Here is a 13,774-nt window from a genome sequence, read left to right as displayed (position 1 = left end):
AAACGCTACTTAAAATATATATCATATGCCCCTTTAGTTAACGTAAAACGTATTTTCGGCAGCAAAGGTTTAATTAAAACTAAAACCTTACAGTTTTTAACGAAAAATGTGGTTTGAAACTAATTTCTACTTCCTTGTTACCATCATTTCCAAGAATCGTTAAGCGATTATTCTCACCTTTAATTTGGTTAATATCTTCTAATTCAAAATTAAAGATTAACCCTTTAAAGTGCTTATAACTTAAGCTTACACTACACTGACTTTCATGTACCGAAATAGTAAGTGATAACTTAAATCCATAATCATCAATCTTCCTATATGTAAATATACCAGTCTGTTCATCAATCATGACTAAAGGTTCATCTTCAAATAACTCAAGCATTTCGTATTCATCGTACTTCATTACTGTTCAAACTCTCCTATCTTGGTATTACTGTAATAACATCTTCAATATTTTTCACAACGATTTTAAATGTATCAAATATGTTCTGTATGTACGTAGGTTTTGAGCTCAATTTTTATTACATATATATAACCTTAGTTACCATAATAGATTTTCTAGGAGGTAGTAAAAAGAAGTCTCCCATTGAGACTTCTTTTCCATCCTCATTAATTTTTTATTTCCTGACTTAAAGGTTAAGGTTAAAAATTAGATAAGATTAAATAAAATCCTCTATTTTAGCATCCTCTTTAAATTTTAAAATAGCTTCTACTGCCTTTTTGTATCCTCCAGAATCCCTTAAAGATTTTCCAATTACCAAGCTTTTTTCTTTAAATGAAGAGTTTGCTAGTACTTGTTCGGTTGTATTTCGTAATGTAATAGCATCTAGTTCTTGACGATTAAGTTGTAAACCAGCTCCTAATTCTTCAATTCGATTAGCTACTATTGGTTGATCTCCCATAACAGGGATAACAACGAGAGGAACGCCAAAATAAAGCCCTTCACTCGAACTATTCATTCCACCATGAGTAATAAAAACATCTGCTTGTTGTAGTATTTCTAATTGGGGTACATAATTACGCACGATGAAATTAGGTGGAATATCTTTAAACTGGCGAATATCAGTCTGTTTTCCTACTGATAATACAACTGTAGCTTGACTTTCTTGGAATGCTTTAAAACAGGTAGTATATAACTCAGGTTGCTGATTAAATACCGTTCCCATTGAAATAAAGATGAGCTTATTACTAGGGATACTTTTTAAAGGAAGAGTTTCTACATCTTTCCGTGGCGCAATAGAAGGACCAACAAAGATGAAAGACTCATCAAATTTATCAGCATAGGGTTGATATAATTTAGAGGTAAATACAATCGTGATATCCCCAGGACAAGACATCAAGTTTTGTCTATCACTGAGAATTACTCCATATTTATGTTTCCATTTTGTCGATATTTCTTCAATTTCTCGATACCTTGGGGAGGTTTTATCCATTTCTCCTCTGCTCTTTATAAGAGTTGAAAAGATATCCTCATTAATGGCAAATGTTGTACAAGAAGATATTTTAGGTATTCCCAGTACATCAGCAATAATCCATCCTGCGGCGAAATTATTATCATAAATAACATAGTCGTATTTCTCTTCGCTTATTTCGTTTAAAACATCCTCTATAATCTTATCCATTGACCGTCCCATAAATAGCAACATTTCGAGAGGATCTATTTTTTCCGTCATCCTTTTCATTGGATCTATGTTACGTACAAAATTTTCATAAGGTCGAAATAAAGCACCTGTTTTTTCAATTTTGTTTTTATATTCTTCTACACAGTAATAGACCACGTCTTCTCCCTTTTTCACTAGCTCTTCTACGAGTGCAATAGTGGGATTAACATGGCCTTCTCCAGGAAAATTAAAGAATAATACCTTTCCCATTAAAATACCTCCTTTTTTCATCATATAAAATACCAAAATATTAATATAATTACTTATTATACCATAATATTTAATATCCTATATATTCTTAGTTCACATAACCAGCGTTTCAAGAACATATACAAAAAGGCCTCCCCAAAGCCACAAGGGGCTGTTGAGTTTTCATTTTACCGATTATGAAATTCTCTATACATCAACTTTCGGTTTAGTGTGATTAAATATGCCGATAAAGATAGCTTTTAAATATATATAATTTATTTACATTACATCTGTAATGTAAATAATGATTTTGGATTCTATTTGCATCTTATTTCAATGTTATTTAATTCAAATTAAATTCTCAAAGGAACTGAAAAATTTTAGAATAAGGGATGAAAAATAATAAGGGGGGATCAATATTATGACAAATATTTCTTTATCCGGTAATGGAAGTACTCCTTTTCAGCAGCTATTAGGCCATAATACAAATGTATTGAGCGCTTGGAACAATCTAGGAGAAGTTTTAGAAGGGGATAACAGCCTCTCAGCTTCCTTGAAAGAGCAAGTTAGAAGAACATTAGCTCAAAAAAATGGATGCGAATATTGTAAAGCAAAAGGAAAGCCTAACCATGATTTATTTGATGAAAAAACGTCTCTTGCTGTAGGTTTTGCAGAAGTTTTTCTAAAACAAAGAGAGGAAATAAACGAATCCTTTTTTCACGTGTTGAAGGAAACGTTCACAGATCGTGAAATTAGTGAGTTATGTGCATTTATCAGCTTTACTACAGCTTCACAATATTTTGGAGCCTTATTGGCTTTAAAGCCAAATAAGAAGTAAGCATATGATCAAGTAGATTAAGGGTTTTACCTGAATCAATAGGAGTAAAAATAGGTAGAGTTTACATCATCTTTATTATATCCATTTAATAACGATAATTTTGCTCTTAGAGTTAGAGGAAAGGCATGCTTTAAATAAATAGAATTCTGAGCTTTATTAAAATTCCACAATAAATACCTTTAGATATTATTCTTGTTAGTAAAATATAAGGAGGAACCTTTATTGATTTCGGAGCTATATACAAAAAGGTTACATCTAAGAAAGATGCACGAATCCGATGCATCTAATTTATTTAAAATTTGGTCTGACCCTCATGTTACTAAGTACATGAATATTAACAATTTTACCGAGGTAGAACAAGCAAGAGATATGATTAACTTCTTAAATAAACTAGCCTCTGAAAAAAAAGCTATTCGCTTTACTATTATTGAATTAGAAACAAATGAAATTATTGGATCATGTGGCTATAACATGTTAGACTTCGAGCATTCAAAAGTTGAAGTCGGATACGAGCTTTCAAAGGCAGTATGGGGAAGAGGATATGCGTCTGAAGTTATTAACAGTTTATTAAATTATGCTTTTTTAGATTTGGACATAAACCGTGTTGAAGCAAAAGTAGAGCCTTTAAATACTAATTCGATTAAAACTTTACGTCGATTGAATTTTACATTTGAAGGAACACTTAGGCAAGTAGAGAAGTCAAAAGGAAAGTTTATAGATCTTAATGTATATTCCAAATTAAAAACAGATTAATGGCTTAATTCAATTATACATTTACCTATTTTACCAACATTCACCTTTAATTACATCGTGAGTAGAAATACAGTTCTACTTTTGTCAGTAATATTTACGAGATGAAGTATGGCAGGATGTATAGCTTGTTATTAACATTTTAAAAAATTCGCTGGTTGAGAGCAGAAGGAGTAGATAAATAAATGAGTACAAAAGAAATATATCTTATCCCATTTGAAACGCCCCATATTCAACATTTACATAAATGGTTAAATGATGAACAGGCAATGCGAATGGTAGGTAGGACACCTTTAACTTATGAAGAGGTAGTACAGGAAGTAGAAAAGAAAAGAATGAATGACGATTTAATTTTAGGGATTGAAACCAATGAACAAGTATTGGTTGGATGGGTATTCCTAAAAGATATAGATTATGCACATGGAAGAGCTAGTATCGGCATTCTTTTATCTTCCGCAGCTAGAGGTCAAGGGTATGGTCAAATAGCGATGGAGCAAATGATTGATTTAGGGTTTAAACAGCTTCGTTTAAATAAAATCTATTTAACAACAAGGGGATTAAACGAACAGGCTATTGCATTATATAAAAAAATTGGTTTTGTTACAGAAGGTATATTAAGAAATCACGCCTATGTGGAAGGGAAATATGTAGATACATATTTCATGGGTATATTAGCTTCAGAGTGGAACAGATGAACCTAAAGTAATGTATATTATATAACTTCTAGAGCAAACTATTAAAGTCAACGTGGTCTGTTCTTTATAAGAATAGATCAAAAAAGCCACCAACTTATCAGTGGCTTTTTTTCGTTTTAAGCTATATAAAATATAAATCTTTAGTTGACATAAAACCATTTATCGGAAATAAAATCCGTTGGAAACAATGATTCCAACGGATTTTCCTATATCAGAACATGTCCAAACTCTTTTCATTTAACTGCATATTCTACTAGTACAAGCACCTTTTATGAAAGGAGAAAATAAGATTGGCTTTTAACAATATTGAACGAACATTAATCATCATGGAACTGATTCTCCAAGATGTGTTGAAAACAAACTTCGTAATACCTCTTTACCCTACTACATTCAGGGAAACAGCAATCCCTGTCCCTCAACCTCCAGGAGTTACAAACTTACCATCCTTTATTTATTTTGATCTTGATAATCGGTTTACCCTAGCACAAGAACAAGAAATTAAAGATTCCATTGCACTTGTATTATTTAATTGGTCACTTCATCTTACTCAGAAATGGAATGGAGGTGCTAATAATGGGATTTCTGGGTTAGCAGCTTGTACTAATGTATATGCCACTAAAAATTTACGGCCAACTTGGTATATAGGGCCCTCTATTTCTAATGGATTAACAGCTACAAACATTGCTATGGATCAATTTACTCAACTTATCCGTGACAATGGATTTCGTCGCTCCCCACAGGCAAGAATCTTCGCTAGTCCACTCATTGGTGATTCTATTGTCTTTGCTTTAACGGCTTTTACTCAAACCAGGGTACCTTTATCCTTTATTATTGATCCAAGCTTGGTAGATAACCCTAATCTAGGAATTGGTTTTGTTTTAGGTTCTATGATACATGCTTGGCTACATCGTGCAGGCTTCCTTGATCCTAATACAACTAGTTATTTCAACACCGAATGTTCGATGTGTGTTATGAGAGGTTATCAACCAAAATTTCCTGGTGTACCTGATGAAACATTCTATAGATATTTCAGTTAGTAATAAACCATCCTATGGTTTTTAACTTGTATACCCTATACATCCTTTGTTGACATAATCACTCTTTCCGGAACACACCACCAAAAAAAACCCTTGAGAGACAAGGGTTTCAAAACAGCCACTTTTTACAGAGTATGCAGCTTTTTATACATCCTTGATAAATCAACGATGAACTTGAGGATAAATAAAAAAATGATGAATAAAAAGCGCACCTTTTATTCATATGCAACATTAAGAAAAATATAAATAAAATGGAAAATTATTATATAATTTAATGGTTATGGCATTCATTCTTCAACGAGTGTGAATCCTAAAAAGCAACCTCACTCCTATGACAAAAATGAGGTAGCTTTTTATTTTGCTTACCTTTTGACTGGACAAATTATAACCTAATACTATATTTTATATATGTACATGTATATATTTCACTTTTATCAACTATTAAATGCAGCTATGATCAACCACACATGTAAGAAAAGCCCTCAATTAATTTTGAGGGCTTTTCTTGTATTTGTACAGTCACTAAGTGTAAATGATAAAACAATAAAAAGAACAAAAATAAGTTCTTGTTTACTTATATAATTTTATCGGTATTAATAAAAAAAGACTCTTTATAAGAAGCCTCCGTTCATAATAATTTCGGTATTAAAGTACTGCTCCTGAAAGTGTAAGGCTTGTTGAATCTCTTCTAAAGAAAAGCTTTTATTAGATACAATAAGCTTATCTTCTATATCGTTTTTTCTGTGTACTATCCCTATTACAATGCCTTTATATTGGTCTAAAGAATGAGCTTCCCCTAAAATATAAGCATCAACCTCTTCGCCATCGGCAGCCTTCGTTCCAGGGATGTAACCATAATTCAAAGGATAAATATAATTATACGTTGGATGCTTTGACCCTAAAGGTCTGTCTACTTTTACAACTACCTCTTTACCAAGATAATTTTCTAACAAGAAGGATCTCTCCTTTTAAAAATTATTATGCCTAGTTTTACTACTATCATTATTTATAAGTTACCATAACAGACATTACTGGCACTAAGTCACCTTAAAGAATTCATCTCAAGTCAAGCTCACATAAAAAGCGTTCCACTCCAGGATACTTTTCACCCAAGCTAGTTATGCGAAAACCAAAGTTAGCATAAAACAATACTGCATCTTTATCAGTCTCAGCCGAAATCGAATTTAGATTATGTTCCTTACAGATAAATCTAATCATACTGCTTCCCATTCCACTTCCTCTCTCTTTTGGCAAAACAGCAATATGTTTTATTACACCATCTCTGGAATTATGAATTTCAACTCCTATACAACTAATTATTTCTCCATTAACTCCACCACTATATAATTTTCGGTTTGGCGAACAAATGTATTTATTATATTCTTCATCAATCTTCTCTTCTGAAGTCGCATAAGATAATAATCTTTTGATTGTTGGATCAATCCTAATAGAATTAATTTCTTTCATCCCAATTCTTTTGCCCTTTTTAATATGTTGTCCACAAACTTCTTTTTTTCATTTGTGTATGAAACAACATCATTCGGATATTTATTTGCAAGTTCTTCTTTTATTTTTATATACTCTATCTTTGCATCAGGATCTGATCGTAGATAATCTCTAAAGGAAATTTGATCTATCCATAGACTCTGGTTATATATCATTACATGTAAAAAATGAGTGATTTTCTTTTCCTTGTATCTTGCAAAAACATGTTTACCATCTATACTTACTGGCACTTCAACATACCCAAGGTCCTTTACTTTTTCTTTTAATTCTATAATTACATCCAAAGAGCTAACACCAATTGCAATATCAATAATTGGTTTAGCAAAGAGGCCCTCAATAGACGTACTTCCCACATGTTCAATGGCGATAATAAGTTCCTTTATTCGAGAAGATAACAATTCCCTTTCTTCGTCAAATAACTTACTCCATTTATCATTGTAAGGTTCAAGTTTTACTAGACCACGTTCGAGTCCTAACATTATAATTCCTCCTTGGTACCAGAAAGATAAATTGCTTAAACATTTCTACTTAAGACATATCTAGGTGGTGCACCATACCCCTGCTCGGACTCAAAATATGCAAGCTTTCCTGGAATACAGGAAATGATTGAAGGCATACCAAGACCTACTATATGTTCCAGAGCAGATGATAATGGCATCTCTTTGCCATCTATATCTTCATCCCAAGAAATCACATAACACTGCTGAATAGGTCCATATCTCCTCAATAAGGTTTCTAAATCTTCTTTATTAAAGTTAGCTTTTGGAAGTTCAATTAGGTATTTCTTTCTTAGAGTAGTAGTATAGTTATGACAAAGTCGGCTTAGAGCATCTAAACGCTTCTTTGGAGAAGCCAATTCAAGTAGGACTCTTTCTTGTATTCGTTTTTCAAAAAAAGCCTTAACAATTAGCTGTTCTTGTGTTCTGTTCATTTATTTGCCTCCTTGTAGCCACCATTACATAAACTCTTGTTTCTTCAGCTAAAAGAAAACTCCTATATTGCTAAGCAACTTTAGCTAACATAACACTGTTTATAGGAACTTATTTACATATCGACTATAATTGTACCTAAAATATACTTTAGGTATTGAAGGAGAATATATAATGGATATTGAAGTAGGGTTCCTTTCCAAAAGCTACATAAGTGATATTCCCTCAGGCGGTGGTTTGTTTCCCTTTGGAATAGATGGTGATGCATCTTACATTATAGAGTATGAAGGTCATGATGTAGATATAGAAACCTTTTTTAATAACTGGATGAAAGAGTTAAACAAGTTTCCTATATATACACTTTTTACATATATAAGCTATGATGCAGAAGAAATAGGTGATATATTTTCATCTGCTAATATTGAATATTTAAAGCTAAAAGTAGACAGAGAGACTTTTATTAAAGCTAAAATTAAAGATTATACACAATTTGAAGTCGTTATGCCTTTTTTGTATAGCCAAGGAAGTATGAATTGCTTTGCTGCTTGGTCTCTTTCAGAAGATTTATTTAGCTTTGAAAAACGAGATATGAAAACCTTATTTGGAAGAAGAAAAGTTCAAATGCCTATTATTACATTACGAAAAGATTGCACAATGTTTTGGATTTTTTACGATGGAGCATCTGTTATTTCGCTATCTAATGACAATCTATTTTCTTCAACTCATTCAATTATTAGCTCCTTTCCCGAGAATACTAAAGGGACTGAGGTTGAATATGAAGAGTGATCCTTATATTTTATAAGCTCTACAACTTTAGTTCACATAATGTGCGTTATTGATACAAAAAAAGGAACACTCTATGATCGGCGTTCCTTTTCTCTGATCTCCATTTTATTTAAAATATTTGTCCATTCTTTGCTTTAAATCTTCATAATTTTCATCGGTGGCTCGTGCGAAACCATATGTGAGAACATCTTTCGCTTTCTTTTTCTCATTAGCCATTAGATAAAAATCACATACTCTTTCATAAAATACATCTTCCTCATTCAAAGCCATCTCAGCTGCTGTATTCCAATCTATAATCTTTTCATAATGAGGAATACCTATATTTATTACATTTTGAACAAATTTACTAAACTCTTTTTTATCTGACTTTTTATTGTAAAGTGTAAAATGTTCTTCATTACCTTCTAACCAATTAGGAATGTTCCAATCTGCGCTGGCAACAACTACACTATTAGCTTTAGCTAACTGAGTACCCCAAGTTTGCTCATACCATTTCCCATATTCATTTGACGATACATCCCACATAGTCCAAAAAATGCATTCATCTTGGGAGCTATACTGACTAATACAAAAAGATAAACTTAAACTGAAATGCCCTGTCTTTCTAGAGAATTTAGGTGTGCTTTTGGCATATTTGAAGCCCAAAGGCTCTAAGAGAGGAAGGAGATCAGTTTTAATATAAAAATTAAGTAAGTCTTTTGGCTTCATAATTTCTCCTCGATTAGATGCTAAAGTTGATTTCCATTAGGTAGCAGCATGTAGCTAAAATATTCTTGAAAAACACCCGTTCCTTTGAGGCTGTTCTTAACAGTGGTAAAATGCTTTTCTACTGCGTTACTATAAGCCGGATTTCTGGATGGAGTTCGTCCGGAAAGGTAAATAAGTTCTATAAATGGATCTTCTTTGTTCAAATTGAAGGATTTATTAATCATTGAGTCACCGAACTCTTTCGTTTTATCATAATCTTCTCCAAAGTATTCTGGAAACAACTCAATCATAAAACCAAAAACGGCATTAAAAAATGCATCTTCTTTAAAATGGATGATTCCATAATGATAAAGTTCCTGCAGCAATTCTTCATAGTCATCATAGTCACTTTCTTGTACTTTACTCGTGTTTTCTACGCCCCATTCTACAACTAAATACCAACACAAAAAGCTAAGTTTGAGAAAAACCTTTAAGTCCTGGGGATTTTCTTTCCAATTATGATATAACTTATCCCTTGCTGCATTCCAATCAGACTCTTTTTCCAACTGATCAGTATCTTTCAGTTCCCAGTTTTTCATAGATTACCTCCAATTTTCTTTTAGTCTCCTACTATAGATATTTTTTGGATTTCATGATTACTCAATATTCTTATTAATTCGCTCAATGCTGGATGATAATCTCCAGGGATAAATATTTTTATATTCTCTAAATCCTTTATAAATTTATCAATTTCGTCTCGATCAAATTCTACGTCAGTCAAATAGTAATCTCTAATTTTTCTCAGATACAAATAACTTCCCCAGTTATTATTTGTGTGAAATAGAGCATCATGTAATGACTCTTCAATTTCTTTAAAATCAAGATACCGATCTTCTTTACCGTACATCTCAATATGAAGCGAAGCACAGCCCAACAGGAGTTGCTTATTGGCGATATGAGGATATTCCCTTTAAGTTATGGTCGATTCATCCAATGAAGGATTTCTGGAGGATCTCGTCAGCTACAGAAAGACGCTTAAACCGTTTAGGCATCTATACCATAAAAGAACTCGCTCTTTCTTCTAAAGAGATGTTACAAAAAGAATTTGGCATTATGGGAGAGGAACTTCACCAACATGCAAATGGCATTGATTTTAGTCGTATTTCGGATGTGTACATTCCTAGTTCCCGTTCCTTTGGGAAAAGTCAGATTCTCTTTCGGGATTATACAAGCCGAAAAGAAGTGGAATTATTGCTGTTGGAGCTATTGGACGATGTTTGCTTTCGTTTACGCATGCATCAAGTGGTGGCTCAAACGATCCATTTATCGATTGGCTACAGCAAACAAACAGGTGGAGGCTTCTCAAGACAAAAGAAAATGGGAAGAGCTTCAAACTTAAGCCAAGATATTTTTCCTTATTGCTTAACCATCTTACATACATATGATAATGGAATGCCGATTCGCTCCATTGGGATCTCCTTATCAAACACAAGCATTGAAGAAGAGGAGCAAATGAGCTTATTTGAGGATATCGATCAGCGAGAAAGAGCCTATGCTCTTGCCAAAACGATTGATGAAATTCGGCTGCGTTATGGGAAGAATAGTGTTCTACGGGCTTCAAGCTATCTGGATCACTCAACAGCTCGTTACCGAAACGGCCTTATTGGTGGTCACAAAGCCTAAAGGAGGAGATAACATGGACCACTATAGAGGAATGAAAAAATGGCGCCCTTTTGCTACAATGCCAGAGCAATACATAGGGTTACAGGAAATGATAAATAAGCAAGCAGAAGTAGCTCAACCTGTTTTAACAGAAGAGCAAATGGAACAGATTAATTTCACCTTAATTGAAGCCTTACATACAAATAGACAAGTTTATCTTACATATTATAAGCAAGGCCAATGCATAACAGAGATAGGGTTCATTCAGTTTGTTGATTCCCTAGGGGAACTATTTGTTTTCATTGATGACGTATTTAAGTTAAAGAATAAAATGAGGCTAAGTGAATTAATTGATGTTCGCTTTGTGTAAAGATAAGATAAACAAGCTAGACATTTAGATTACATACTAAAAAAGAAATGAAAATAGGGACTGGAGACATTTGTTTACAATAGAAAATCATATTAACTCATTGAAAGAAGGTCTTCAACAACATTCTGATGCACTAATTGAGCGTATAAAAGAAACATGTAAGTTCAATTATTACAAAGAAATTGATTTATTAGACTATACAGCTTTCGTTCAATCATTCGAAATTACCCTTAGAATGTTTTCTATGGACAAAGATGCAAACGAAGTCTTTTATGAAGGAAATGACAGTATTATTTTTTCAGGTAGTTACGACTTACTTGAGGAGATTGAATCTTATAGCATACCTGATGATAAAGAAGATGAATTTTGGGAGTTCTATGAAAAAGCTGATCAAGAAATATCGGAAGCTGAAACAAAAGCTATTGTAGAATGGTTTGTGGAGTGTTGGAATAAGGCAGACGGAAAAAGTATTACGTTACTTGCCTATTTTAGTTTTCATGATTATGATACGTGCTATGATCTGCAAAATGATAAATGAATTACCGATGGAGATAAATGGGATGATTAAGTTCTAACATTTGTTCGCTCTTATGTAGATTAATCTAATAAGAGGCCATAAGAAAAGAGTGATTAACTTCGGGGGAAAACAGCAGCAAGCAATCAATTTTAATAAAGCTTAGGATTGTAAATATAAGGGGTAAAAATAATGAATGAATTTTTTGAGGCGTTAACATATGTAAATGAGAACTTTTATGAACCAAATCACTTCATTATAAAAGCTATTCGAGAAGAAGCTCAGAATTCAGATTATGGTGCTGGTATATTCCAGTTGAATTCAAAATCTGTACGATTTAGGGTGGGGAAAACTACACCGAGTAAGGTAGGGCAGTTTGTATCCTTTTGGGAAAAAGATGAGAATCATAAAAACCAAGCCTTTTCATATGGAAAGGCTACCGATTTATTAGTTATTAATACCTTCACTCGTACAAATAGATTTGGACAATTCGTTTTTCCAAAAGAAGTTCTTTTAAAACAAAAAATCCTTAAAACAGCTTCCACAAAAGGTAAAATGGCAATTAGAGTGTATCCTATATGGGATAAACCAACTAGCAAACAAGCTATTGAAACACAAAAATGGCAATTAGAATATTTTGTTGAAACGAATGGTCCGAATAATTTGCCTCGCCAAAAATTGTTGGAGCTATATTCCTAGAGTGACAACGATTGAAGCCTTACATATGAATAAACGAGTACACCTTACATATTATAAGCAAGGACAATGAATAGCAGGGACAGGATTCATTCAGTTTGTTGATTCCCTGAAGATTTATTTAATTTTATTAATGAAGAAGAACATTTAATTAAAGAGCTATTTTTGTATACTTAAATAAAAAACCTCTCCCTACTTGTAAAAAAGTAAGGAAAGGTTTTTTTATTTATTAGAAATTTTTATAATCAACCTTGATGTTATTTAATTGTTCTGTTAAGTATTGCTCTTTTACCTGACCATTAGACTGGAGCTCTTTTGGATAGTATTTAGTATTAAATACAGGAGCACCTTTCTGAATCCATTTTTTTCTATGAAGTCTATGGGTTTCAGGGATATCCATGAAAACTCCTTCTTCTATCTCTACATCGTCATCATCGCCAAATTGAAAACCGCAGCAAATACAAATTTCAAACGATGCTAGACCAGATTCATCATAAGCAGCTTCCTCTAGATTTTTATATCCACAAACTGGACAAACATATTTCAATACTCTCAGCCTCCATATTATTGTCTATTGAAATATTCTCTACCTTTAGCCTTGTTAGGGTGTTTAGGTTTAAAGAAAGTTTTTATTACATCATTTTTTGTAAGAACTAATAGCTCATTGGTATTAGTATTATACTTTAGTATATCTCCATTAGAGCGCTTCTTTGTCAATACATGTTTAGCATCAACGCCAGCAAGAGATTGCGCTCTTGTTAAATACTGAGATTTAGAAATGTTACCAAATTCAGCTTTATGATCTTTATAATGTGAATCTAATAAACTACTATTAGAGAATTTTAATTTTTTCAAATCTTTAGTAGTAGCTTTTTTACCATACTTAGATACTGCTTTACTTACAATTGATTTACCGTGTTTCTTTATAGCGTAGTTTATACCAAATCTAGCCACTTGTATAGCGATTAAAATTAAAGGATACCAAGAAGCTTGGACCTCTGTAGTATCAACCTTATATTCTTCACCAGTTTCAATATCTCTTAAAGTAGCAACAAAATCTTCTCCGTTAACTTCACTTAGGAAAACTTCAAAATTTTGCTGAACTAGCTCACCAGATTCATTTTCTAGCTCGGCAGAAACCATCATCTCATTGCTTTCTAAATCTAGTTCTAGTTCTCCTTGTGCAGATAAATCATCTGTTTCTATTGTTGTTTCAATAATTTCAGTTTCATCAACGACTGTACTTTCTATTTCAACATTACTATCCTCTAAAGTTTCTCCAAACATATCTTCAGTTTCTGTTTGTAACTCTTCGTTGTCAATTGGAGTTAGTTCTTCATTCTTTTCCTCTGATTTATTGACCTCTGAGATAGCTGAGGCGTAGTATGGACCTGCATTCGAAAAAATAAAAACAGCAGCCAAAAGACTTAATACATATTTCATTTAAAGTATTC

20 protein-coding genes are annotated in these 13,774 nt (G+C 32.7%); 9 read left to right on the top strand and 11 right to left on the bottom strand.

Going from position 1 to position 13,774, the window contains the following annotated elements; genetic code table 11:
* Positions 1 to 79: 79 nt before the first annotated feature.
* On the bottom strand, positions 80 to 403 hold the full coding sequence (locus AC0C45_RS26935; RefSeq protein WP_237894184.1) for a hypothetical protein: 324 nt from the start codon (positions 401 to 403) through the stop codon (positions 80 to 82).
* A gap of 256 nt (positions 404 to 659) precedes the next feature.
* Positions 660 to 1,871 carry a macrolide family glycosyltransferase gene (locus AC0C45_RS26930; protein ID WP_237894183.1) on the bottom strand — a complete coding sequence of 404 codons (1,212 nt, stop codon included), beginning with the start codon at positions 1,869 to 1,871 and terminating at the stop codon, positions 660 to 662.
* Between the two features lie 400 nt (positions 1,872 to 2,271).
* Here AC0C45_RS26930 and AC0C45_RS26925 point away from each other — a divergent pair, with 400 nt between their 5' ends.
* The 4 genes from AC0C45_RS26925 to AC0C45_RS26910 all read left to right on the top strand — a co-directional run bounded on the left by AC0C45_RS26925 (position 2,272) and on the right by AC0C45_RS26910 (position 5,170).
* A complete protein-coding gene (locus AC0C45_RS26925; protein ID WP_237894182.1) occupies positions 2,272 to 2,688 on the top strand; it encodes a carboxymuconolactone decarboxylase family protein in 417 nt (138 codons plus the stop codon).
* 222 nt (positions 2,689 to 2,910) lie between these two features.
* Positions 2,911 to 3,441 (top strand): GNAT family N-acetyltransferase, encoded by a 531-nt coding sequence (locus AC0C45_RS26920; protein ID WP_074898661.1) that lies wholly within the window; start codon positions 2,911 to 2,913, stop codon positions 3,439 to 3,441.
* Between the two features lie 182 nt (positions 3,442 to 3,623).
* On the top strand, positions 3,624 to 4,133 hold the full coding sequence (locus tag AC0C45_RS26915) for a GNAT family N-acetyltransferase (protein ID WP_074898662.1): 510 nt from the start codon (positions 3,624 to 3,626) through the stop codon (positions 4,131 to 4,133).
* 290 nt (positions 4,134 to 4,423) lie between these two features.
* On the top strand, positions 4,424 to 5,170 hold the full coding sequence (locus AC0C45_RS26910; protein WP_280169295.1) for a hypothetical protein: 747 nt from the start codon (positions 4,424 to 4,426) through the stop codon (positions 5,168 to 5,170).
* 611 nt (positions 5,171 to 5,781) lie between these two features.
* Here the strand turns inward: AC0C45_RS26910 and AC0C45_RS26905 are convergent.
* The 4 genes from AC0C45_RS26905 to AC0C45_RS26890 form a co-directional block, all read right to left on the bottom strand.
* Complete coding sequence (locus tag AC0C45_RS26905; protein WP_257064876.1) at positions 5,782 to 6,123, bottom strand: inorganic diphosphatase; 342 nt, start codon at positions 6,121 to 6,123, stop codon at positions 5,782 to 5,784.
* A gap of 103 nt (positions 6,124 to 6,226) precedes the next feature.
* Positions 6,227 to 6,637, bottom strand: a complete 411-nt coding sequence (locus AC0C45_RS26900; RefSeq protein WP_257064874.1) for a GNAT family N-acetyltransferase — start codon at positions 6,635 to 6,637, stop codon at positions 6,227 to 6,229.
* Complete coding sequence (locus AC0C45_RS26895) at positions 6,634 to 7,155, bottom strand: GrpB family protein (RefSeq protein WP_280169293.1); 522 nt, start codon at positions 7,153 to 7,155, stop codon at positions 6,634 to 6,636. Before AC0C45_RS26895 ends, AC0C45_RS26900 begins: the two co-directional genes overlap by 4 nt.
* 35 nt (positions 7,156 to 7,190) lie before the next feature.
* Positions 7,191 to 7,607, bottom strand: a complete 417-nt coding sequence (locus AC0C45_RS26890) for a hypothetical protein (protein ID WP_257064872.1) — start codon at positions 7,605 to 7,607, stop codon at positions 7,191 to 7,193.
* Positions 7,608 to 7,779: 172 nt separating this feature from the next.
* On the opposite strand from AC0C45_RS26890, the gene AC0C45_RS26885 reads away from it, so the two are divergent.
* On the top strand, positions 7,780 to 8,391 hold the full coding sequence (locus tag AC0C45_RS26885) for a hypothetical protein (RefSeq protein WP_257064870.1): 612 nt from the start codon (positions 7,780 to 7,782) through the stop codon (positions 8,389 to 8,391).
* A 105-nt stretch (positions 8,392 to 8,496) separates the two neighbouring features.
* Here AC0C45_RS26885 and AC0C45_RS26880 read toward each other — a convergent pair whose 3' ends face one another.
* The 3 genes from AC0C45_RS26880 to AC0C45_RS26870 are packed head-to-tail and all read right to left on the bottom strand — an operon-like array spanning position 8,497 to position 10,012.
* Complete coding sequence (locus AC0C45_RS26880) at positions 8,497 to 9,099, bottom strand: DUF4304 domain-containing protein (RefSeq protein WP_257064868.1); 603 nt, start codon at positions 9,097 to 9,099, stop codon at positions 8,497 to 8,499.
* Between the two features lie 20 nt (positions 9,100 to 9,119).
* Positions 9,120 to 9,677 (bottom strand): hypothetical protein, encoded by a 558-nt coding sequence (locus tag AC0C45_RS26875; RefSeq protein ID WP_207372594.1) that lies wholly within the window; start codon positions 9,675 to 9,677, stop codon positions 9,120 to 9,122.
* 20 nt (positions 9,678 to 9,697) lie between these two features.
* The gene (locus AC0C45_RS26870; protein ID WP_257064865.1) at positions 9,698 to 10,012 is read right to left on the bottom strand and encodes a hypothetical protein; all 315 of its coding nucleotides are present in this window, start codon (positions 10,010 to 10,012) and stop codon (positions 9,698 to 9,700) included.
* A gap of 59 nt (positions 10,013 to 10,071) precedes the next feature.
* Between AC0C45_RS26870 and AC0C45_RS26865 the strand changes: the two genes are divergently transcribed.
* From AC0C45_RS26865 to AC0C45_RS26850, 4 genes are all read left to right on the top strand, one after another.
* The gene (locus AC0C45_RS26865) at positions 10,072 to 10,761 is read left to right on the top strand and encodes a DinB/UmuC family translesion DNA polymerase (protein WP_257064862.1); all 690 of its coding nucleotides are present in this window, start codon (positions 10,072 to 10,074) and stop codon (positions 10,759 to 10,761) included.
* Positions 10,762 to 10,774: 13 nt separating this feature from the next.
* Positions 10,775 to 11,110, top strand: a complete 336-nt coding sequence (locus AC0C45_RS26860; RefSeq protein WP_257064859.1) for a YolD-like family protein — start codon at positions 10,775 to 10,777, stop codon at positions 11,108 to 11,110.
* A 70-nt stretch (positions 11,111 to 11,180) separates the two neighbouring features.
* On the top strand, positions 11,181 to 11,648 hold the full coding sequence (locus AC0C45_RS26855; RefSeq protein WP_252282099.1) for a hypothetical protein: 468 nt from the start codon (positions 11,181 to 11,183) through the stop codon (positions 11,646 to 11,648).
* Positions 11,649 to 11,816: 168 nt separating this feature from the next.
* A complete protein-coding gene (locus AC0C45_RS26850) occupies positions 11,817 to 12,323 on the top strand; it encodes a MepB family protein (protein ID WP_252282100.1) in 507 nt (168 codons plus the stop codon).
* A 226-nt stretch (positions 12,324 to 12,549) separates the two neighbouring features.
* On the opposite strand, the gene AC0C45_RS26845 is transcribed toward AC0C45_RS26850, so the two are convergent.
* Together AC0C45_RS26845 and AC0C45_RS26840 are read right to left on the bottom strand one after the other, a co-directional pair.
* A complete protein-coding gene (locus AC0C45_RS26845) occupies positions 12,550 to 12,867 on the bottom strand; it encodes a hypothetical protein (protein ID WP_182528085.1) in 318 nt (105 codons plus the stop codon).
* 17 nt (positions 12,868 to 12,884) lie between these two features.
* Positions 12,885 to 13,763 (bottom strand): SAR2788 family putative toxin, encoded by an 879-nt coding sequence (locus AC0C45_RS26840; RefSeq protein WP_050690766.1) that lies wholly within the window; start codon positions 13,761 to 13,763, stop codon positions 12,885 to 12,887.
* Positions 13,764 to 13,774 lie beyond the last annotated feature (11 nt).

The organism is Priestia sp. VA7 (assembly GCF_055710015.1).
Note: the sequence above shows the minus strand (reverse complement) of the source record. Positions and strands in the feature narration are given on the sequence as shown.